This is a genomic window from Marinomonas lutimaris, from assembly GCF_019426345.1.
GTDB lineage: Bacteria > Pseudomonadota > Gammaproteobacteria > Pseudomonadales > Marinomonadaceae > Marinomonas > Marinomonas lutimaris.
The window spans coordinates 1-22523 of sequence record NZ_JAHLLW010000003.1 but is presented as its reverse complement, the minus strand read 5'-3'; the positions used below and the strand labels follow the sequence as shown (position 1 = coordinate 22523).

Below are 22523 nucleotides of genomic sequence, written 5' to 3'. Positions count from 1 at the left end.
TGATTGTAAATTTTAAATATCTTCAATAGGTAAATATGATGCTTGATTTCAATATAAATGCAGCCAAACTTTTTGATTTATCTGGACGAGTGGCTATGGTCACTGGAGCTGGAAGTGGAATAGGGCAATGCATTGCTCAGGCTTTGGCTAGTGCTGGTGCTAAGGTTACTTGTTTTGATTTGCGCGATGACGGCGGTTTAGCTGACACGGTGCAAAGCATTAAAAGCATGGGTGGTGACGCGATTTCTTATACTGGCGACGTGTGTGATTTTGAATCTTTACGATCGGCTGTTCAGTTGACAGAAGACACTTATGGCCGTCTTGATATTGCTGTGAATGCTGCTGGGATTGCTAATGCCAATCCTGCGTTAGATATGCAACCAGACCAATGGCAGCGAGTGATTGATATTAATCTGACTGGTATTTGGCATTCTTGTAAAGCTCAAGCTGAATTAATGGAAAAAAGCGGTGGAGGCTCAATTGTCAATATCGCTTCCATGTCTGGCGTGATTGTGAACCGTGGCTTGGAGCAGGCTCATTACAACACATCTAAAGCCGGCGTAATCCATCTAACAAAAAGCCTAGCAATGGAATGGGTCGATAAAAACATACGTGTTAACTCTATTAGTCCTGGTTACACCGCAACACCAATGAACACTCGACCAGAAATGATCCATCAAACTAAAGAATTTGAACGTCAAACGCCAATGGGAAGAATGGCAAGAGTTGATGAAATGGCAGGGCCTGCGATTTTCTTGTCTTCTGATGCGGCGTCATTTTGTACAGGTGTAGATTTATTGGTTGATGGTGGATTTGTCTGCTGGTAAATCAGCAGACTTTTTTTGACCAAGCAGAATAAATATTCAGGTGGGAAATTTAATTCATGCCGCCTTATTTAACAGGAGGATATATGAATCCTTTTAAACTAGAAGTTGAGGAGCTTGAACGTAAAGCACGTTCAGTCCGAAGAAAGATCATTAAACTAAATGCGAACAGCCCAGCGGGCGGGCACACAGGGGCTGATTTGTCTCAGGTGGAAATTGTTACCGCTTTGTATTTTCGTATATTGAATTGTGCGCCAGATCGTTTAACTGATGATACTCGTGACATCTATATTCAATCTAAAGGTCATGCTGTTGGTGGTTATTACTGCTGTCTTGCTGAGGCGGGTTATTTTCCTGAAGCATGGCTGCCAACGTATCAACATAATGACTCTCATTTGCCAGGTCATCCTGTTCGTCAGAAAACGCCAGGAGTGGAATTAAACACAGGTGCTTTGGGGCATGGTCTTCCTGTTGCAGTAGGGTTGGCTTTGGCTGCGAAACGTGATGCTAGCCCAAGAAAAGTGTATGTATTAACGGGAGATGGTGAATTAGCGGAGGGCAGTAACTGGGAAGCGGCTTTGGTGGCGGCTCACTATAAACTTGATAACCTTATTGTGATCAATGATAAGAATAACTTGCAGCTAGCAGGATCCACTGAATCGATTATGAAAACTGACCCGCTAGATAAAAAGTGGCAGGCGTTTGGTTTTAATGTCACTCAATGTGATGGCAATAATGTGGCCTCGGTTGTTGAGACTCTAGAAGGGCTTAAAGCAGAAGGTAAACCTAATGTGGTGATTGCCAATACGATAAAAGGTGCAGGGGTTTCTTTTATTGCCGGGCGTCCAGAATGGCATCATAGAGTGCCTAAAGGTGATGAAGTGGAACTTGCATTAAAGGAGTTAAGTGATGTCTAACAGTGAACATTTTGCCAATATTATGGTGCAGTGCTTTATCGATGCCGTTCAAAATGGTGTCGATCTCGTTCCTGTCGTTGCGGATTCAACTTCTACTGCAAAGATTAAACCTTTTGTAGATGCTTTTCCTGATCGCCTTGTTAATGTTGGGATTGCCGAGCAAGTATTAGTCGGTACCGCGGCAGGCTTGGCGCTGGCGGGAAAAGTTGCTGTAACTTGTAATGCCGCGCCTTTTTTAATTTCTCGTGCAAATGAACAGGTAAAAGTGGATGTTTGCTATAACAATACCAATGTAAAATTGTTTGGATTGAATTCAGGTGCTAGTTACGGACCTTTGGCGAGCACTCATCATTCAATAGATGACATTAGTGTGATGAGAGGATTTGGTAATATTAGAATTTTTGCACCTAGTTGCCCACGAGAATGTAAGCAAATCATTGATTATGTGATAGCAGAGGAAGGCCCCGCTTACATTCGTATGGATGGTAAAGCATTGCCTGAATTGCATGATGAAAATTATCAGTTTGTTGCTGGTGAACCGTCTTTGCTGCGCTCGGGAAAACAAGTCGTTATTTGTGCTTTGGGGTCTGTGGTTCACGAAGCCGTAGCCGCATCAGATATACTGAAAGAACAAGGAATTGACGTATCTGTGGTCAATGTGTCATCCATTCGTCCTCTTAATAAACAGGCTTTGGCTAAGATGCTTGGCGAGACGAAGCATATTATCAGTGTGGAAGAACATAATATTAATGGCGGACTGGGTAGCGTGGTTGCCGAAATTATGGCGGAACAGGGCATTGTTGCCAAATTAGTACGTCTTGGTATAGAAGATGGTGGTTATGCCGCCGCAGGTGATCGTCCTTATACTCGAAAAATGCTATCTATTGATAGTATGGGGATTGTTGCTGTGTGCCAACAGCTGTTGCAAAGCGAGATATTGAATGCGTAAGGTGATTTTAGCCATAGATGAAGGAACGACAAATGTTAAGTCGTTACTTTTGGATCCGCTCGGAAAAGTCATTGGTAAAGGTTCTGTCCCTTTGTCGATTAGTCATCCCTCAGTTGGGTTGGTTGAGCAGGATCCTCTTGAAATCATCGAAAAGATGAAAGAGTCTATTGCACTAGCAGTAGGCTCGATTGCTGAAAGTGTTCAAATTGAAGCGATTGCAATCAGTAATCAGCGGGAATCTGTTCTACTTTGGGAAAGAAGTACCGGCAGACCTTTGACTCCGGTTATCAGCTGGCAGTGCCGGCGTTCAGAGTCTCTTTGTGAGACCTTACGTCAAGATGATGTATTTAGTCGTTATGTACAACAATCGACAGGGTTAACCCTTGATCCGATGTTTCCCGCTACGAAAGTTTCCATGGCTCTGCAACAAATTCCTGACGGTCATATTCGAGCGGAAAAAGGAGATATTTGTATCGGCACTATTAATACTTGGATGGTTTGGAATTTGACCAATAACGTATTTGTGACCGATGCCTCTAATGCCTCTCGAACACAGCTTTATAATATTGGTAAGCAAGTTTGGGATGATACTATTTTAGAGCGATTAAGGATTCCTAATGCAGCCTTGCCTCCTGTTGTGGCTTCTTCTCATATCGTTGGTTTGACTCGTAAGTTTGGTGTGCTTCAACAAGGTATTCCTGTGGCATCTCAAATAGGCGACTCTCATGCTGCTTTATTTGGTCATGGCGGTTATAAAACGGGGGTTGTTAAAGCAACCTATGGGACAGGCAGTTCAGTGATGGCCGCGATGCCGAAACTACCGGATATTCGCGATGAGATCAGTACCACTATAGCATGGGACGATTCGATATTATTTTATGGTTTAGAGGGCAATATTACTCATACTGGCTCAGCGATAGATTGGACTAGACGCATGCTAGGCGTTGAAAATATGGACGCTATGTGTCAATTGGCTGCTCAGGCGGATATCGATCATTCTGTATTTTTTGTACCGGCCTTGTCTGGACTTGGTGCACCTTACTGGGATTTAGATGCGACTGGTATTTTTTGTGGGCTGAAAAGCGCAACAGAGCGAGCGGATCTTGCTCGAGCGGCTTTTGAGTCGGTACTCTTTCAGGTAGCAGATGTGTTTTATGTCATTGCCGAAGAATTACCAGAAGCAATAGAGTGTCTTTGCGTCGATGGTGGTCCAACATTGAATGATTGGTTGATGCAGGCCCAGGCAGATTTACTTGGCGTTCCTATTCGTCGAGGAGGTGTTGCTGAGGTCTCCGCGGTTGGTGCTGGTTATCTTGCTGGGCTTGCAATTGGCTGGTGGAATAATAAGGAAGCGCTCTCAGCATTTGAAAGTGATGGAACGCTATTTACTCCCAGACAAGGTAAATATGATTACTGGCAAAACCGCTACCATGGATGGGCATTGGCTGTTAAGAAATGTCGCTTAGGTTAACGTTTCAAAATTGCTTCAGCAGTGATTCTATCAGTGATTAGCACATCAATGTAGTTTCCAGATAAAGCGCCTTTTATGGCTTCTACTTTATCTAGGCCGCCCGCTAGAGCAACGACGAGTTCACATGATTCAAGTTGTTCTAGCGACATACCTATTACAGGGTCATCTTCAAGCTTAATAACCGGCTTACCTTCTTTATCGTAGTAATGTAGACAAATGTCGCCTACGGCACCTTTGCTAGCCAGTTCTTTTAATATCTTTGTATCGTAGTAGTTGCCAGAATTTCGTAGTAGGTTCGATGGTTCAAGCATGCCGATGCCGACAATGGCAAGGTTTACTTTATTAAACATTTCCACTACTTCTGATACTTCGTCTGTGCTGAGCAGTTTATTTTTGTCTTCTAGAGAATGCTCAATACTTTGTGCTGGCAGCATAAAGGCATCACAGGACAGAATATCCGCCATGTTTTGCGTTAGTATGGTTGCCTGAATATTTCCATTGTGTCCGACACCACCTAACACTTGAATAACGCCTTTTGCTTTTGCTTTGGTTGAGTGTAAGTGGTCGACCATGGAGCGAATGGTATCACTCCAAGAAGAGATACCAATTAGATCACCGTCTCGTAATGAAGTATCTAAATAATGGGCGGCTGAAGAGCCTATCACACGTTTGATCTGTGTATCACTGGGGTTATCTTCAATGTCGACGACAATTACATTAGAGACGTTGAAACGCTGTTGAATTTGGGATTCTAAACCAATAAAAACAGAAGGAGGCTGAATAACACTGATTTTTACTATGCCTTCTTTGAGGCATCGAGTAATCGCTCTAGACACTTGAGATTGTGATAGTCGTAGTGTTTTTGCAATGTCTGCTTGTTTTAAACCATCTTGGTAATAGAGTGTAGCTATTTTTAATAGTAGTCTTTTTTCATCAGCTTTTGACATTATCTCTTGGTCTCTCAACGGTCTTTTATTCTTGAGAACAATAATAAAGGTCGTACCATCAAAATACTATCTTTTCGCCTGTTTAGCGGCTGATAACAGCCACTATCACTACATAAGCGAATCAGGTCACACAATACTATTTTACGCCAGTTGCCTTGCACCGCTACTGTCACTTTGGTGGTGTAGTAAGTTGTCGATTGTGGTTTCTGCGATGTGGTTAAGGGCTTCTATGGTGAAGTAGCCTTGATGACCAGTCACGACGACGTTAGGGAAGGTGAGCATAAGCTGAAAAACACTGTCTTGAATAATGTGTGATGACATGTCTTCAAAGAAGATTTTGTTTTCTTGTTCGTATACATCTAAACCTAGATAACCGATTTTTCCGCTGTAAAGTGCGTCGATTGCTTCTTGGGCATGGACGAGTGCGCCACGGCTGGTGTTGATGATCATCACGCCGTCTTTCATTTTTGCTAGGCTGTCTTTGTTGATTAGGTGATGGGTTGAAGGGTTCAAGGGACAATGTAGGCTGATGATGTCACTTTTTTGGTAGATTTCATCGAGCGAAATGTATTGGCAGCCTTGATCGATAAGTTCTTGTGACGGATATAAGTCATAACACAAAACATGGCAGCCGAAGCCTTTCATAATGCGACAAAACGCTGCGCCAATTCGTCCTGTACCAATGCAGCCGACGGTTTTTCCTTCTAAGTTAAAGCCCATTAACCCTTCTAACGCAAAGTTGCCTTCTTTGACCCTGTGATAAGCACGATGTGTTTTTCGGTTTAATGTCATGATGAGTGCGACAGCATGTTCGGCGACAGAGGTTGGGCTGTAATCTGGAACGTGAAATACCTTGATTCCTTCTTTTTTGGCTGCATCCAGGTCGACGTTATTGAATCCTGCGCAGCGCAAGGCGATGGTTTTGACGCCTTGTTGCTTTAAACACTGAATGACTTCGGCATTAACATCGTCGTTGACGAAACAAGAGACGGCCTCGAAACCTTTTACTAAGCTGATGGTTTCCATACTTAGACGGCTTTCAAAGTAGCTCATGGATAAGTCTGTTACGTCGGCGAATGTAGATAGAGTTCTTTTGTCGTAAGGCTTGCAGGAGAAAACAGCGACTTTCATAAAACGTGATCCTGTCGTTTTGTTAGAAAATAGTATGTTAGTTATAGCTTAAAAAAGGCTGCTGATGTGTTTTTTATGGTCAATGTGTTGATTTAAGACAATGAGTTTATGTCAAAAGAAGAAAAGTTTGTCTTATGTGAGGTGCGTAAAAAATTGTAATCTCGGTTAGTTTTTATCGCACATTATTAAGTTATAAGTTATTAATTCATCTACACTTAAGAATAAATTTTGCCACCCTAATTACGCCTTTTTAGGTGTTCATGCAGAATAAGATCTTTGCCAGGAGGCAAACGTGAATTGGATATCATCTGAAAATATACATAACCGTTGGGTGATGCTTACTTTACTGGTGGGGGTATTGATCACGTGCTTTGTTACTTATAACGTTCAGCACTCAAACGAAGAAAGAATTAAGCAGGCTGCTTACGATACATCGGTTAATTTAAAGCAGGAAGTTGCTTCAAGAATAGAGCTTTACCAGTATGGACTTCGCGGTGCGCGCGGTGCTGTACTTACGGCTGGTGAAAATACGATAACACGCGATATTTTTGAACAATATAGCCGATCGAGAGACGTTGATAATGAATTCGCGGGCGCTCGCGGTTTTGGTTTTATTCGCCGAGTCCCACAATCAGATGTAGATGTTTTCACCTCAAAGGCTCGTCAAGATGGTTGGCCGGACTTTTCCATTAAAATGCTTAACCCCAATTTCAATGAGCATTATGTTATTCAATACATCGAACCGGTAGAACGCAATCGTCAGGCTGTTGGGTTGGATATTGCTTCTGAGAAAAATCGTCGAGAAGCTGCGGCATCTTCTTTATACACAGGAGAGGTTCGTTTGACTGGGCCCATTACCTTAGTGCAAGCAACCGGAAAGCCTCAACAGTCTTTTTTAATTCTTATGCCTATTTATCGTGGCGGCGGCACACCTGAAACTCAGGCTGAACGAATCGAAAAGGGTTTTGGTTGGAGTTATGCGCCTTTATTAATGGAAGAGGTGTTGGCGGGATTAAATTATGACCCAACTAAATTCCATTATGAGATTTTTGATATTACGGACTTAGATGATCAAATTCTTTTCTACAATAGCGGTGAAATAAAAAATGATGATTATGAGCAAGTTCAAACCGCGCTAGTTTATGGTCGTCAATGGCAAAGTAAATTGCATGTTTCTCCAGCGTTTATTGCTGACTTGCATCTTCCTGATCCATTTGTTTTTTTAGTGGTTGGCTTGTTAATTAGTTTATTGAGTACGGGTTTAGTTGTAGTGGTTCGAGTGAACATGGTCCGTCAGCGTGAAGTGATGGCCCATCAGTCAAGAATCACGGCGTTAGTAGAAAGCTCTGCAGACGGCATTATTAGTAAAAGCCTAGATGGCGTTATTATTAGCTGGAATAAAGGGGCTGAGTCAATTTTCGGTTACACAAAGGAGGAGGTTATTGGGCAAAAAGTGCTTGATCTACTAGTCCCAAACTCGCTTCAAGATGAAGATAGAGCGATCTTTACGAGTGTCAAAGGCAAAAAAGAATCCATATCTATAGAGACTCGAAGAAAGACTAAAGCAGGCACAGAAGTCCCTGTCTCTTTGACCTTTTCGCCTATTTTTAATGACGATTATGGCATTATAGGTGTTTCTCAAAGTGTGCGTGACATTTCCGAACGGAAAAAAGCGGAAGCTAAAATTCGAGAGTTAAATGCTAATTTAGAGAATCAAGTTAAGGAGCGAACCGCCGAGCTAGTTGAGCTTAATTTGCTCTTGAATGATGTCCTTAATGCCTCTTCAGAAGTTTCAATTATTGCCACTGATACGAATGGCATTATTTCACTATTTAATAATGGCGCTGAGAGAATGTTGGGGTATTCAGCTGAGGAAGTAGTCGGTCAGATAACACCAGTGAGGTTTCATGTCGAGTCTGAAATTGAGCTGCAACGAGCTGAGATATTTAAAACCACAGGAACGCATCTAGCTAACGACATGGAGGTCTTTATTTTTCGGGCTTTGCGTGACAACTATGATAGACAAGAATGGACTTATGTTAATAAGCATGGCATAGCTCACCCTGTCTCCTTGGTGGTTACGCCAATGAAAAATAGTGATCAAGAGGTGATTGGTTTTCTTGGTATAGCGATGGATATTTCTGAGCAAAAGAAAAGCCAACGCGAGCTTATTTATACCAGAGACCAATTGTTATTAGCCGCAGAGGTCGCTGAGCTTGGGATTTGGACTTGGGATATAGAAGATGACACTCTTGAGTGGAGTGATTCAATGTTCGAAATATACCATCTTCCTAAGTCTCAAAAACAAGAAGGCATTAAATACATAGACTGGTATAGCCGAGTTCATCCTGATGATAGGGCGATGGCTGAAGCCGCGTTGAAAGGGGCTATTGAAGGAATTATTGAATACAATTTAGTATTCCGAATCGTTTTACCGGATGAGAGTGTTCGTTTTATTTTTGCCAGAGCATCTTTACAAAAAAATGCTGAAGGCAAAATGACCAAAATAACAGGCATTAACCGTGATATTACTCAAGAGCGTGAGCTGGAAGATTGGCTTCGAAAAGCAAAAGACGAAGCCGATGCTGCTAGTGCAGCAAAGTCGAGCTTTCTAGCAAATATGAGTCATGAAATTCGTACACCGATGAACGCAATTCTTGGCATGCTGCATTTGGCAAAACGCACAGACCTGACACCGCAACAAAGTGATTACATTTCAAAAGCACAGATATCCGCTAAATCTTTATTGCGTTTAATTAATGATGTTTTAGATTTTTCTAAAGTCGATGCTGGAAAGCTAGAATTAGAGAGAGCGCCGTTTGAAGTCGAAGAGTTATTATGTGAACTCTCTACTGTTCTATCTGGAAGCTCCTTAGGAAAAGACGTAGAGCTGATTTTTGATATTGATAAAGACATTCCCGCTTATCTTATCGGCGACAAATTACGTCTGCTGCAAATATTGATTAATCTAGTTAGCAACGCTGTAAAATTCACCTTAGAAGGTAGTGTTGTTTTGGAAATCAGGCAGCAACTTGTTGACTCAGGAATATCTCGTTTAACTATTTCTGTAAAAGACACCGGTATTGGCATTGCTCAGGACCAGATAGACTCTATTTTTGACGTATTTTCTCAAGCAGAGTCCTCTACGGCGCGACGCTTCGGCGGCTCAGGTTTGGGATTAGTGATTTGTCGTCGCTTTGTGGAGCTAATGGGCGGCTCCTTACATGTCGATAGCGTATTGGGTAAAGGTAGCCGTTTTTACTTTACGGTGGATTTTCCTGTTGCAGATATCCAGATTGAAAAGCTACCTAATCAAACATCGGCAAAATCGCTGCGTATTTTAATTGTCGATACGAATGTGGCTACTCAAGTTATTTTTGCTCGCATGGCATTTAGTCTTGGCTGGATGAGTGAAAAAACAGAGTCACTGGAACACGCTATCCAATTAGTTCAAGAGGCTGCTATACAAAACAATGCCTACGATGTTGTCTTATTAGATACAAAAACATCCGATTTCAGCGGACAAAAAAGTATTGAGAGTATAAATGCGGTTACTTCTTCACCTGAAAATCAGCCGAAAATAATTTTGTTGGCCAGCATGATGAGCAATCAATTAGACAATGAGCTTGAGTCTGTCGCTGGCTATTTATTGAAGCCTGTTACTTTGAGCAAATTATCTGAAGCTGTTTATCAATCTCTCTCTGACGTGAAAATACCATTATTGATAGACAACAATAATGGTCATGAAGAAGGGCGTTTAGTTGGCGTGTCTTTGTTATTAGTAGAAGATAATGCTTTTAACCGACAGGTAGCGACAGAATTATTGATCGCCGAAGGGGCTAACGTCACAGTGGCCGAAAGCGGTTTAGAAGGTGTTGCTATGGTATTGAATCGAGAAGAAGAAAAGTTCGACTTGGTTCTGATGGACATGCAAATGCCCGACGTGGATGGCTTAGAAGCAACCAAGCAAATTCGTAAGGACGCGAGATTTACTTCACTTCCTATTATTGCCATGACAGCGAATGTTTCGGAAGCCGATCGTCAGGCTTGTTTTAATGCTGGTATGAATGATCATATTGGGAAGCCTTTAGACATAGATCAAATGGTTGCCAGCATTCTTAAATATACCCATAAGAGTAATTTGCTAGCGTCAGATCAGAAAGATGAGAGTTCTTCATCACAGAGTGTTGAATTGGCTGCAGAGCTCAGTGAATACGAATCCATAGCGTCTATCTTGAGTCGATTTGGTGGCAGTGCTGATCTGTATAAGAGTGTTGTTGAAGGTTTTACTCTGGAAGCAAATGATTTATTAGAAAAAATAAAAGAGGGTGCCAATGAGAAGGACAGTGTTAAAACACGGGAGAATCTTCACACCCTAAAAGGCGCAGCTCTGACAATGGGATTATTGAAATTTTCTAATCACTTATTTGCTTTTGAAAATGTATTAAAAACATCCGAAGATAGTACAGAGATTGAAGCGTGTTTAATTTCTATTAATACGGACGAACTGATTATCGAGTTAGAAGAGGGGCTTGCTATCATCTTTGAGCAAATACAGCGACATATTTGATAGGTGTTAGAACATAGGTGTTTGCCAATCGATTTTAAGAGGCTGATCATTAGATGATTGGCCTCTTTTTTGTCAATGACTACTTAGATTTTGATTATTTAGACTTCAATTATTTAGATAAGGTGTCTAGCGTTTTTAATAGCCAATCTAATTCATTTTCGTCTTCTAAGCGTGCTGCCATGATTTGTTCATGTTCCATGACACGCTCGCTTATAGTGAGGAAAAATTTCTCGCCTTTTTTGGTCATAAATAAAGCATAAGAACGGCGATCATTGATGGCTGGACGGCGTTCAATAATGTCCATCTGTTCCAATTTGTCGACTGCGGCAACCATGGCTGATCTGTCATTACCAAGGGCTTGAGCGACGGCTGTTTGAGTTAAACCTGGATTACGTTCCACTATAGCAATAATTGCAAATAGACCTGGGCTGATACCGAGGTCAGAACAGACTTCAGAAAACTTGCTGAAAAAGTTCATTTGAGCGCGACGTAAGCGATAACCAAGTAGGCTATTAAGAATTCCAAAATCTACTGATTGGTCTGTTTTTTTTGTATCGTCAGCCATTAGAGTCTCATTTTTAATCGAATAGACGAGCATTGTAATATAAAAATGCTAATTTGGTGTAATGCTAAACTATTTTGATTTGTCTATAACTTAAAATAACCTAAAAGAGCTGGCTTGAATACCAGCTCTTTTGGTGTTTTATTAGCCAATTAGATGGACTAATCCGAGAGTGATACTCGGGAAGAGTATTAACAAGGCAACCCTAACAAAGTCAGAAATTAAGAAGGGGATAACGCCTTTAAAGCATTCTTTGAGCTTTAAAGAATCATCAAACGATTTAATAATGAATACGTTCATACCTACGGGGGGAGTAATTAACCCCACTTCAACAACGATCAAAGCTAATATGCCAAACCAAATACCCAAGTCTGCTTGTGGTATGCCGAAGTCCATTGCCATAATCATGGGGAAGTAGATCGGAATCGTCAGCAGAATCATCGCTAAGCTATCCAAGAAACAACCCATAACCAGATAGGTTAATAGCATGACAACTAAGATGGTATAAGGCGAAAGTCCAGAATTTTGAATAAGCTCAACGCCTAAGTCTGGTAATCTTGAAAGTGCGATAAAGACACTAAAAAGATCCGCACCTAATACGATGAAGAAGATCATTGCAGAAGATACTGCGGTTTTCATCAAGCAGACTAGCAAACCATCAAGGCGCATTTTTCCGTGAGTGAATGCTAGGATTGCTGTCAAAATAACACCAACAGATGCAGCCTCTGTAGGCGTGAAAATCCCTAAATAGATACCGCCCAATACAATGAGAAAAATCCCTGTAATGTGCCAAACGTCTTTAGTTGATTTTATCTTTTGCGCAAAGGTGGTTTTTTCACCGCGTGGACCTGCTTCAGGGTATAAACGCACATAAATAGCAATCGCGAGAATATAACCACCTGCCGCTAAGAAGCCTGGAACAAAGGCCGCAATAAACATTTTAGAAATGTTTTGCTCGGTTAGTACCGCGAAGATGATTAGCACCATAGAAGGAGGAATCAAAATCCCTAATGTTCCGCCAGCGGCCAGAGCACCCGCAGCAAGACTACCAGAGTAATTGAGGCGCTTCATTTCAGGTAAGGCAACTTTACCCATGGTGGATGCCGTTGCCAGTGATGACCCGCAAATAGCGCCAAACGCCGCACATCCAGCAATAGCAGCCATGGCAATACCGCCACGTTGGCGGCCGATCCATGTATTGCAGGTCCTAAACAGTTCAGCGGTAATGCCAGATCGGGTAGCGAGTTCACCCATTAATAAGAAGAGCGGCACAACCGATAAATCATAACTTGAAAATTTAGAAACAGGAGTTGTACCTAAATATTCTAATAAAGCGGGAAAACCACCAATCATCGAGTAACCAACCGCGCCACACACCAACATAGATAGCGCAATTGGAATGCGGATACTCATTAAAACTAAGAGTACCGCCATCATTAAAAATGCCAGTTCGATATTACTCATGATTACCTCCACGAAGCGTAGCGAGCAAGCGATATAGACCGCATAAGCCGCACAGTGTCATTGCAACGACACCAACAATAAAAGTCCACCAAGTGGGGAGTTCAAGCAGCATACTTTGTTCTAAATATTCTTTTGCTTCCATGCCGCTTAGACTCATACGATAAGCAAAAGTAAAAGCAACAACCGTAAAGACGATGTCGCTAATAATTTCTAAAGTAAGCAAGGTGCTGGGTTTGCAGCCAGCAGTAAACAAATCAACAATGACGTGGCCTTTGCGTATATAGCAAGCAGGGAGAAAAAGAAATATGGCCATGCCTAAGCCCATTTCCGTGATTTCATAATCCCCTTCAATTGATTGACCTATCGTGGTTCGGCCGATAATGCTAGCGACGGTGACCGCCGCTACCACCAACATGATAAACCCACCTGTCAGTGCAAATATGTCCGAGAGGCGCCCTAGGAAAGAGCGCTGTAAGTCGGTAGTAAAACGTATCATGTTAAATCATCCTACGTGCGGTATGGCTTAAAATTTTTCGTATTTCTTGATAAGGTCTTTGGCTTCATCTAGTAGACGTTGTCCGTCATAACCATCATCATTCATTTCTTTTAGCCATTGCTCAGTGACAGGCGCAAGCTTAGCTTTCCAGCGATCGAATTCAGCGCCTTCAATAGAACTGAAAGTATTGCCGCGTTTTATAGCATCACCGCGAGCGCCCACTTCATAAGCATCGAAGGCATCCCCGATAAAGCCTGCTAGTGGAACACCAGAGTTGTTATCGATTACTTTTTTGAGATCCGCTGGAAGTTTTGCGTAAGCATCTTTGTTCATCGCGAAAATGAAGAATTGAGTGTAAAGACCACGATCCCCTTTGAACTCAGTATGATGCGGCGCTAATTCGTCAATTTTTAATGGTTTGACCACTTCGAAAGGTAGTGCCGCTACGTCAATAACACCTTTGGATAGGGCGCTTGGCATACTGGGTACCGGCATAAAGATAGTATTAGCACCGAGTAAACCGAATGCGTCAGCCATCATTTTGTTCGGCGCACGAACTTTGAGGCCGTTAACATCTTCAAGTGATTTAATGTCTTTATCTCGGGAATGAAGTGAGCCAGGAAAATGCGTATGCATAGCAAGTAGGTGAACGTCTTTTAGTTCATCTTGCATTTCTTTTTCAGCATATTCTTGTAATGCCATACTTGTGATACGAGCGCTTAGGGGCATAAAAGGTAATTCAAACACCGTGGCTTTTGGAAAGCGCCCCGGAGTATAGCCGCCGACCGTCCAAGTAATATCAACCACACCTTTACGAGTTTGATCGAAAAGTTGTGGTGGCTTACCACCTAGTTGCATCGCAGGATAAATATCAATTTTAATACGGCCATTGGATTCGGCTTCTACTTTCTCAGCCCAAGGCTGTAGAAAATTAGTGTGTGCATTAGACACAGGTGGAAGCATGTGATGGAGCTTGAAGGTGTATTCAGGTTCTGCAGCGATGGCATTGATGGATAGAATCGAGCCAGCGAGTAACGCCAAGCTTTGTAGTTTGAACTTTTTCATTTTTATCACCTTTATTTTTTTTATGTAGTGTTTTTATTTTATTAAATGACTTTATTTTAGAGAGTGAGTCCGATACGTCCATCATCGCTACACACAGAATCTCTTTGGTATTCACTCCTGACGGCCACTAAGAACTATCTCCTTTGTGACATAAATTGTTGTGCTTTTCAACAATCGAGTTTATAGAATTTTTAACCAAGGTATTCAAAAAAGTCATACGAAAAAATACTGTAAACTAAAATAGTTACGAATTTTAAAGTGTGCTTTTTGTTCTACTAAGCATGAGCGCAATTTAAATACCTAACGAAAGTACATTGCACTTTAAAGATCTTTATACTTTTCGATTAATGCTTTGGTTTTATCTAATAGACGTTGGCCATCGTAGCCATCTTTATTCATGTCTTTAACCCACTTATCCGCGATTGGAGCCATGGACTTTTCCCAGCGCTGATGTTCTGCACCTTCAATGTAATCAAAGGTATTGCCACGATCTACTGCAAATTTACGAGCAAATAATTCGTAGCTATCGAAAAGCTCACCAATGTGGCCAGCTAATGTAATACCTGAGTTATTGTCGATGACCTTTTGTAAGTCAGCGGGCATGCTTTCATATACTTTTTTATTCATCGAAAAAATAAAGGTATTTGTATATAAGCCGGTGCCTTTGAACTCAGTATGGTGGCCAACAAGTTCATGGATTTTCATTGGTAGAACAACTTCATATGGTAAGACTGCGACGTCTATAACACCTTTGGACAGTGAGCTTGGCATTTCTGTTACTGGTAAAAATACGGTATTAGCACCCACTAAATTGAAGGCTTCTGACATTGCTTTATTTGGCGCGCGAACTTTTAACCCCTGTAAGTCTTCAAGTGTTTTAATTCTTTTGTCGCGAGAGTGAAGAGAGCCGGGAGTATGGGTATGAACCGCCAATAAATGAACATCTTTTAGTTCATCTTGCATTTCTGTTTCAGCGTATTCTTGTAACGCCATACTGGTGATTTTTGCAGTATTCGGAATAAATGGTAATTCAAAAGACGTCATTTTAGGAAAACGACCAGGAGTGTAACCAGCAACAGTCCAAGAGATATCGACAATACCTTTGCGCGTTTGGTCAAAAAGCTGCGCGGGTTTACCGCCTAATTGCATAGCCGGATAAATATCAATATGAATACGGCCATTGGATTCTTTTTCTACTTTTTTTGCCCACGGCTCTAGAAAATTGCTATGAGCATTTGAGGCAGGTGGAAGCATGTGGTGTAGCTTGAGATTAAACTCAGGCTCTGCCGCTAAAGAAGTGATAGATAACATTGAGCTAGCAATTATCGCTAAGCCTGTTAGTTGGATTTTTTTCATTTTATTCACCTTTATTTTATTTTTATTAGAAGATCTCTAAAAGTGCTTTTTTATTTATAAAGAGGCATAAAGTTACTAAGAGCCTTTTCTGCCATGTCGAGTCAAGGTTTCTATGACTGCCATCGTTTTGTCACGACCCAAATCATAGTTTGTTTTTCACATACATTGTTGATTCTTTCAACATTTTGCCCATTGGATTTTTACTCATGGTATTCAAAAAAAGTAATGCCGATAAAAAATGTTTGTAAAAAAAATAGTTGTAATGTACAACATAATGAATCCCACCCAACTAAACAACTATAAAAGCGATGTGAGGGTACAAAATGAGCAAGGTTATTTCCCTAGCGCAAGCCGCTGATTTGATTCCTGATGGTGCCAATGTGGCTTGGTCCACTGTCGGTATGTCTTATTTTGCTGAGGCTGTTGCAAAAGCGGTTGAACAGCGTTTTAAAGAAACAGATCATCCGCAGCAATTAACTCTTATCCATGACTGTGGTTGTGGTGATGGTAAAGACGCTGGTATGTCCCATATGGCGCATCCTAATTTGGTGAAACGCTTGATCTCTGGTCACACAGGGCAAGCACCAAAAATGGCACAAATGATTACAGATAATGCCATTGAAGCTTATCTGCTTCCTCAAGGTGTATTGACTACCATGTGGCGTCAGATTGCAGGAAATAAACCGGGTGTGATTACCAAAATTGGTATGGGAACTTATGTTGATCCTTTGATTAGTGGCGGTAAAGTAACGTCTTTAACCACAGAAGATCTGGTTAAACGCATCGAAATTGAAGACGAAGAGTGGCTACTTTATAAAAAATTCCCATTAGATGTCGTGGTTATCCGTGCCACTACGGCTGATGAAAATGGCAACTTATCGGTAGAAGAAGAAGCCATGCTAGCGGAAATTTTGCCAATGGCGCAAGCGGCTAAAAATAGCGGCGGCATTGTGATTGCACAAGTGAAATACATTGCTGAGCGTCACTCTATCCATCCCAAAGAAGTTAAAGTGCCTGGCGTATTGGTGGACTACATCACAGTCGCGCCTGCCGAAGATCACAAACAAACCATCACAACGACTTACAATCCAGGCTTAGCGGGTAATTCTCGTGTGCCACTAAATGCTTTACCTCCTATGGCATTCAGCGACCGCAAAGTCATTGCCCGTCGTGCAGCTATGGAGCTGAAAGCTAACGTCATGGTGAACCTTGGCATCGGTATGCCAGACGGTGTCGCCGCAATTGCCGCAGAAGAAAAAGTCTCCCATTTGTTTACTTTAACAACCGAGCTCGGCACTTACGGCGGTATTCCCGCGTCTGGTGGGGATTTTGGGGCTGCGTGGAATGCGGATGCGATTATTGAGCATGAAGCTCAGTTCGATTTTTATGACGGCGGCGGTTTGGATATTGCTTTCTTAGGACTGGCTCAAGCGGATAAAAATGGCAATTTAAACGTCAGTAAATTTGGTCCAAAAGTAGTTGGGCCAGGTGGCTTTATCAATATTTCCCAGAGTGCCAAGAAAGTGGTGTTCTGCGGTACCTTGGTGAACGGCGCGAAGCTTGGTTTTGAAAACGGCCAAATGAAAGTGTTGGAAGAAGGTAAGGTGCAGAAATTTGTCGAAGCCGTTGACCACATTACCTTTAGTGGTGCTGTTGCGAGAGGAAATCATCAGCCAGTCGTGTTTGTTACTGAGCGTTGTGTGTTGGAGCTACGTCAAGAAGGCATGGTGTTAACGGAAATTGCGCCCGGATTGGATTTGGAAAAAGACGTACTCAGTGCAATGGCTTTCCGCCCAATTATTGCTGATGACCTTAAAACCATGCCAGCAGCCATCTTTGCTGAGCAGTGGGGTGGTTTGGGCGACATCATGGCAGCGGCTAACCAAGAGTAAAAATAACAAGAATAAGCGAGGAAACCTTATGTCTATCAAGAATGTAGAAATTCCCTACGGCGCTTACTGGAGTACGCCGTTTACCAAATGGCAGGGCTCTTTGCAGCATTTGCATTCAATGAAATTTGCAGCTCATGTTGCAAAGTCCGAATTGGCGAAACGTAATATCGATCCAAAGGTATTCGATTCAGGCGTATTGGGCATGACGGTTAATCAGTATCAATCTTTTAACGGCGCACCTTGGCCTTTGTATGATATTGGTGCGGTAAACACAGCAGGTCATGCGGTTAACCAAGTTTGTGCGACCAGTGCTCGTGGTTTGTTTGCTGCTGCGTCGGAAATCGTCTGTGGCATGGCGAATATCTCTCTCTTGATGACGGCAGATCGCTGTTCAAATGGCCCGCATATTTATTATCCAAATGCGAAAGGTCCAGCCGGTGCATCGGAAGACCAAGTAACTTATAACATGATGAACGATTGTGTTGGCGGCCATTCGATGATGCAAACGGGTGAAAACGTTGCTAAGCGTTTTGACATCACTCGTGAAGAATTGGATTTAGTCACTTACCGTCGTTATGAACAATATCAATATGCTTTGAAAGATGATCAAGCTTTTCAAAAGCGTTATATGACGCTGCCTTTGTCTGTGCCAACGGCTAACTTCAAAAAAGAAGACACGGTAATTACTGGCGATGAAGGGGTTTTCCCAACGACGCTGGAGGGCTTGCAAAAGCTGAAACCGATTCAAGAAGGTGGTGTGATCACCTTTGGTAACCAAACGCATCCTGCTGATGGTAATGCCTCTGCGATTCTTTGTCGTTCAGAAGAGGTGGCGTCTTTAACTTCTCGCCCAGAAATTAAGATCGAAGTGCTTGGTTTTGGCCAAGCCCGAGATGATCTTGCTTACATGCCAGCGGCACCAATAGAAGCGGCGAAACGTGCTCTAGCTGTAGCGGGGGTCGATATTAAACAAGTGAAAGCGATTAAAACACACAATCCATTTGCGGTTAATGATGTGGCTTTTGCAAAAGCTATGAACATTGATGTGATGACCATGAACAATTACGGCTGCTCGTTAATTTGGGGTCATCCTCAAGGGCCAACGGGTATGCGTGCCATTATTGAGCTTATTGAAGAGTTGGTTATCAATGGCGGCGGTTATGGTTTGTTCACTGGTTGTGCAGCGGGTGATACCGGCATGGCCGTAGTAATCAAAGTTTCAGACCGCTAATTATAAGATTAAAGGTAATCCAAGATGACATATCAATTTATTAATTACTCCGTAGAAAATGGCGTGGCGCATTTGCAGCTTAATCGCCCAGAAAAGAAAAATGCCATCAATGACAGCTTATGTCTTGAGATTGAACACGTGTTTTTGAATTTAACCGATGACGTGAATGTCATTGTGTTTTCAGGTAGCGGCCCGGAATTTTGCTCTGGTCTGGATTTGCAAGAGCACAAAGCCCGTGAGCCATTTGAAGTGGTGAAGCACTCTAATATGTGGCACCGCGTGTTTGGTCATATTAGTGATTCAGGCATTCCTGTCGTAGCTGCTATGCATGGCGCGGTGATTGGCGGCGGTTTGGAATTGGCGATTTGTGCCCATGTTCGTGTCAGTGAAGAAAATACCTTTTACCGTCTGCCTGAGGGTAAACATGGCATCTTTGTTGGCGGTGGCGCATCGGTAAATGTATCCAATGTGATTGGTGCCAGCCGCATGACAGAAATGATGCTGACGGGACGTGATGTAAGAGCCGAAGAAGGTTTGCGTATTGGCTTGGCACATTATGTTGTTGGCAATGGTGAAGCCTTGGCAAAAGCCTTTGAAATCGCAGAAGGCATCGGCAAAAACTCGAAATACTCCAACTGGGCCATGACCACAGGTCTAAGCCGTATTAGCAATATGTCGGCACAAGATGGTCTGTACACTGAATCATTGATTTGTGGCATTACGCAAACCAGCGATGAAGTAAAAGCGCGTATTGATGCGTTTTTGAATCGTAAAAAAAGCTAAGAAGTTTTGCCTTTGGTAATGCATACCATGAATCTTGATATTTAATTCACTTGCGCCTGTTTCGCAAGCTCAACGCGTCAGCGTGAATCAAATACCAAGGTTCTTTTTATCAAAGAACAAGGAAAAGACTGAGTAAATCTGCCCTTTGTCATAAAAATAACAGCAAGATCAGGAGTATTTAGATGCAAATTCAAGACAAACATTTTGTGGTGACAGGTTCAGCTTCGGGCATTGGTGAAGCAGTGGCGCGTCGCCTTCATAGCTTGGGGGCGAAAGTCACTTTAGCGGATGTAAATGAAGAAGGTTTAGCGCGTGTGAAAGCCTCTTTAGGTGAGCGCGTACAAGGTTGCGTGACCGACATCGTTGATGAGAATTCGGTACAAAGTGCGATTGATCAAGCCGTTGAAGCCTTTGGTCCTATTAGTGGTTTAGTGAACTGCGCAGGTATTCCAGGCGCAGAGCGTATTGTCGGTCGTGAAGGGCCACATCGCTTGGCATCATTTCAACGTGCGGTATCGGTTAACTTAATTGGTACTTTTAATATGATTCGTTTGGTTGCTGACAAAATGCAGCATAACGAGCAAGAAGCCAATTTAGAGCGCGGCGTGATTATCAACACAGCATCTGTAGCGGCGTTTGATGGTCAGATCGGGCAAGCAGGTTATGCCGCTTCCAAAGGTGGTGTGTGCGCCATGACTTTGCCAATTGCTCGTGAATTAGCACGCTTTGGTATTCGAGTGATGACCATAGCTCCGGGATTATTTAAAACGCCAATGATGGATGTTTTGCCGGAAGAAGTGCAAAAATCTTTGGGCGAATCTGTGCCATTTCCACCGCGTCTTGGTGAGCCTGATGAATACGCGTCTTTGGCACAACATATTATTGAGAATGGCATGCTGAATGGCGAAGTGATTCGTCTTGACGGTGCGATTCGTATGGCTGCGAAGTAACTCGGAGTTGATGATGAACTATCAAGCTCCTTACAAAGATATGCAGTTGCTAGTGGCACAAGCCTATCAACAGCAAGGTCTTGATGCTCTTGAGTCACTGGAAGGCTTTGATCCTGAACTGGCTAATGCGGTGATGGACGAAGCGGCGAAATTTGCTACTGGTGTGCTTGCTCCATTGAACCAAGTTGGTGATGTGCAAGGTTGTCGCTTTCGAGACGGGAAAGTGATTACAGCTGATGGCTGGAAAGAGGCGTATCAGCAATTTGCCGAATCTGGCTGGATCGGTTTGGCATTGCCTGAGGAGTTTGGTGGTCAAGGTCTGCCAAAATACATTGCCCAGCCTGTAAACGAAATGTGGCTGTCAGCGAATTTGGCCTTTGTGATGTTTCAAGCTTTAGCACAAGGCGGTTCAGAGATTTTATTGAATTTTGCCAACGAATCTATTCAAAGCCGTTATTTACCAAAAATAGTTAGCGGCGAATGGACCGTGGCGATGGCGCTAACTGAGCCTAATGCAGGATCGGATTTAGGCGCACTGAATACTAAGGCGATTCAACAAGCTGACAGCACTTATAAAATCAAAGGTCAGAAGATTTTCATTACCTATGGTGATCATGATCTTACCGACAATATTGCCCATCTAGTGCTTGCCAGAACGCCAGATGCGCCCGCTGGAAGCTGCGGTATTTCGTTATTTATCGTACCTAAATATCGTGTTGCTGATGATGGCGTATTAGGTGAGTTTAACGATGTCCGCTGTACTGGAATTGAACACAAAATGGGACTTCATGGTAGCCCAACTTGTTCTATTAGTTACGGCGATCAAGATGATTGTGTGGGGGAATTAGTTGGCGAATTGAATCAAGGCTTAATGGCCATGTTTGTTTTGATGAACGAAGCCCGTCTAAGTTGTGGTTTGCAAGGTGTTGCTTTGGGCGAACTTGGTTATCAGCGTGCATTGGAGTATGCCCAAGAGCGAACTCAAGGTACGAATAGTCAAGGCGAAAAAGTGGCCATTGTTGAACATGCCGATGTGAAACGTATGTTGTTAGAAATGCGTTCGGAAACCTTTGCATTACGTGCTTTGGGTTATCAGATTGCTGCGCAAATTGATGCGACCGAAGCGGCAGACAATCATGAAGGAACGAATCAATCAAAAAAAGATCGAGTCGCTTTGCTTACGCCGATTTTTAAAGCCTTTGCGACTGAGCGTGCCAATGTGATGGCAGGCCAAGTGATTCAGGTGTTTGGCGGTATGGGCTTCGTAGAAGAAACCGGTGTTGCTCAAATTATGCGCGATGCTCGTGTCACCACCATATATGAAGGCACAACGGGCATTCAAGCCCGAGATTTGATGTTTAGAAAAATACGTGGTGACCAAGGTAAAGCATTAACTGAGTTATTAGCAGAAATAACTCAGTTGGCTCAGCCTTTTGGGTCTGACGATGTGTTTGCCTCTATGGCGACAGAAGCGCGGCTGGTGGTTACTAAAGTGACGTCATTACTGGATTCACACTTGCTGAATCTGAATGTCGATCATAACGGTTTACTGGCTGTGTCTGTGCCTTTCTTGGAGGCTATGGGCATTCTATGTTGCACATGGCAGATATTTAATGTGCTGGCTTATCAGCAAGCACAAGATAACACCGACGAGGCTTATATGGAGAATATTAGAGCCTTGACAGCATTCTATGGTGCTTATCGTTTGCCTTCTGCGATGGCGGCTTTGAAGGTCGTTGAAAATGCTGGTTTGGGTATCAGTGAATATGAATTTTGAAGCAGGCCGTTTAGGTCTGAAGTCGAGAAAACAATAACAATTCGGCAGTGGTTAATAAACCACTCCCTAAAACTCTAGCCATAAAAATAATCATAGAGCCCTGAAGGGCAAAAGATGAGAGTGGGAGCAAAAATATGA

The 22523-nt window shown here is 42.7% G+C and carries 17 protein-coding genes; 10 read left to right on the top strand and 7 right to left on the bottom strand.

Translation table 11 applies throughout. The annotated features are described in order from the left end of the window. The first annotated feature begins 38 nt into the window (after positions 1 to 38). From KPL72_RS05095 to KPL72_RS05080, 4 genes are all read left to right on the top strand, one after another. Complete coding sequence (locus KPL72_RS05095) at positions 39 to 827, top strand: SDR family oxidoreductase (RefSeq protein ID WP_249422109.1); 789 nt, start codon at positions 39 to 41, stop codon at positions 825 to 827. Positions 828 to 910: 83 nt separating this feature from the next. Beyond that, positions 911 to 1741 (top strand): transketolase, encoded by an 831-nt coding sequence (locus KPL72_RS05090; protein ID WP_212915919.1) that lies wholly within the window; start codon positions 911 to 913, stop codon positions 1739 to 1741. Next, the gene (locus KPL72_RS05085; protein WP_219702066.1) at positions 1734 to 2690 is read left to right on the top strand and encodes a transketolase family protein; all 957 of its coding nucleotides are present in this window, start codon (positions 1734 to 1736) and stop codon (positions 2688 to 2690) included. Before KPL72_RS05090 ends, KPL72_RS05085 begins: the two co-directional genes overlap by 8 nt. After that, positions 2683 to 4161, top strand: a complete 1479-nt coding sequence (locus KPL72_RS05080) for an FGGY family carbohydrate kinase (protein WP_212915917.1) — start codon at positions 2683 to 2685, stop codon at positions 4159 to 4161. The genes KPL72_RS05085 and KPL72_RS05080 overlap by 8 nt, the downstream gene beginning before the upstream one ends. Here the strand turns inward: KPL72_RS05080 and KPL72_RS05075 are convergent. After that, complete coding sequence (locus KPL72_RS05075; protein ID WP_212915916.1) at positions 4158 to 5108, bottom strand: sugar-binding transcriptional regulator; 951 nt, start codon at positions 5106 to 5108, stop codon at positions 4158 to 4160. The two genes, KPL72_RS05080 and KPL72_RS05075, sit on opposite strands and share 4 nt — an antisense overlap. 141 nt (positions 5109 to 5249) lie before the next feature. Further along, entirely contained in the window at positions 5250 to 6239 is a 990-nt protein-coding gene (locus tag KPL72_RS05070) for a 2-hydroxyacid dehydrogenase (protein ID WP_212915915.1), read from the bottom strand. Positions 6240 to 6531: 292 nt separating this feature from the next. Between KPL72_RS05070 and KPL72_RS05065 the strand changes: the two genes are divergently transcribed. Further along, positions 6532 to 10809: a CHASE domain-containing protein gene (locus tag KPL72_RS05065; protein ID WP_219702065.1), complete on the top strand. Its 4278-nt coding sequence runs from the start codon at positions 6532 to 6534 to the stop codon at positions 10807 to 10809. Between the two features lie 109 nt (positions 10810 to 10918). On the opposite strand, the gene KPL72_RS05060 is transcribed toward KPL72_RS05065, so the two are convergent. The 5 genes from KPL72_RS05060 to KPL72_RS05040 form a co-directional block, all read right to left on the bottom strand. Next, complete coding sequence (locus KPL72_RS05060; protein ID WP_212915913.1) at positions 10919 to 11374, bottom strand: MarR family winged helix-turn-helix transcriptional regulator; 456 nt, start codon at positions 11372 to 11374, stop codon at positions 10919 to 10921. A gap of 141 nt (positions 11375 to 11515) precedes the next feature. Continuing rightward, on the bottom strand, positions 11516 to 12835 hold the full coding sequence (locus KPL72_RS05055; RefSeq protein WP_212915912.1) for a TRAP transporter large permease: 1320 nt from the start codon (positions 12833 to 12835) through the stop codon (positions 11516 to 11518). Continuing rightward, a complete protein-coding gene (locus KPL72_RS05050; protein WP_212915911.1) occupies positions 12828 to 13331 on the bottom strand; it encodes a TRAP transporter small permease in 504 nt (167 codons plus the stop codon). Before KPL72_RS05050 ends, KPL72_RS05055 begins: the two co-directional genes overlap by 8 nt. Before the next feature lie 27 nt (positions 13332 to 13358). Then, positions 13359 to 14396 carry a TRAP transporter substrate-binding protein gene (locus KPL72_RS05045; RefSeq protein WP_212915910.1) on the bottom strand — a complete coding sequence of 346 codons (1038 nt, stop codon included), beginning with the start codon at positions 14394 to 14396 and terminating at the stop codon, positions 13359 to 13361. Positions 14397 to 14717: 321 nt separating this feature from the next. Next, entirely contained in the window at positions 14718 to 15752 is a 1035-nt protein-coding gene (locus tag KPL72_RS05040; protein ID WP_212915909.1) for a TRAP transporter substrate-binding protein, read from the bottom strand. Positions 15753 to 16075: 323 nt separating this feature from the next. Here KPL72_RS05040 and KPL72_RS05035 point away from each other — a divergent pair, with 323 nt between their 5' ends. The 5 genes from KPL72_RS05035 (at position 16076) to KPL72_RS05015 (ending at position 22385) form a co-directional block, all read left to right on the top strand. Further along, entirely contained in the window at positions 16076 to 17644 is a 1569-nt protein-coding gene (locus KPL72_RS05035) for an acyl CoA:acetate/3-ketoacid CoA transferase (protein ID WP_219702064.1), read from the top strand. Between the two features lie 28 nt (positions 17645 to 17672). Next, the gene (locus KPL72_RS05030; RefSeq protein ID WP_114411900.1) at positions 17673 to 18875 is read left to right on the top strand and encodes a thiolase family protein; all 1203 of its coding nucleotides are present in this window, start codon (positions 17673 to 17675) and stop codon (positions 18873 to 18875) included. Positions 18876 to 18899: 24 nt separating this feature from the next. Then, positions 18900 to 19658, top strand: coding sequence for a crotonase/enoyl-CoA hydratase family protein (locus KPL72_RS05025; protein WP_114411901.1), 759 nt, complete (start codon positions 18900 to 18902; stop codon positions 19656 to 19658). Between the two features lie 182 nt (positions 19659 to 19840). Next, positions 19841 to 20608: a 3-hydroxyacyl-CoA dehydrogenase gene (locus KPL72_RS05020; protein WP_212915905.1), complete on the top strand. Its 768-nt coding sequence runs from the start codon at positions 19841 to 19843 to the stop codon at positions 20606 to 20608. Between the two features lie 13 nt (positions 20609 to 20621). Further along, positions 20622 to 22385 (top strand): acyl-CoA dehydrogenase family protein, encoded by a 1764-nt coding sequence (locus KPL72_RS05015; RefSeq protein WP_219702063.1) that lies wholly within the window; start codon positions 20622 to 20624, stop codon positions 22383 to 22385. Positions 22386 to 22523: the final 138 nt, after the last annotated feature.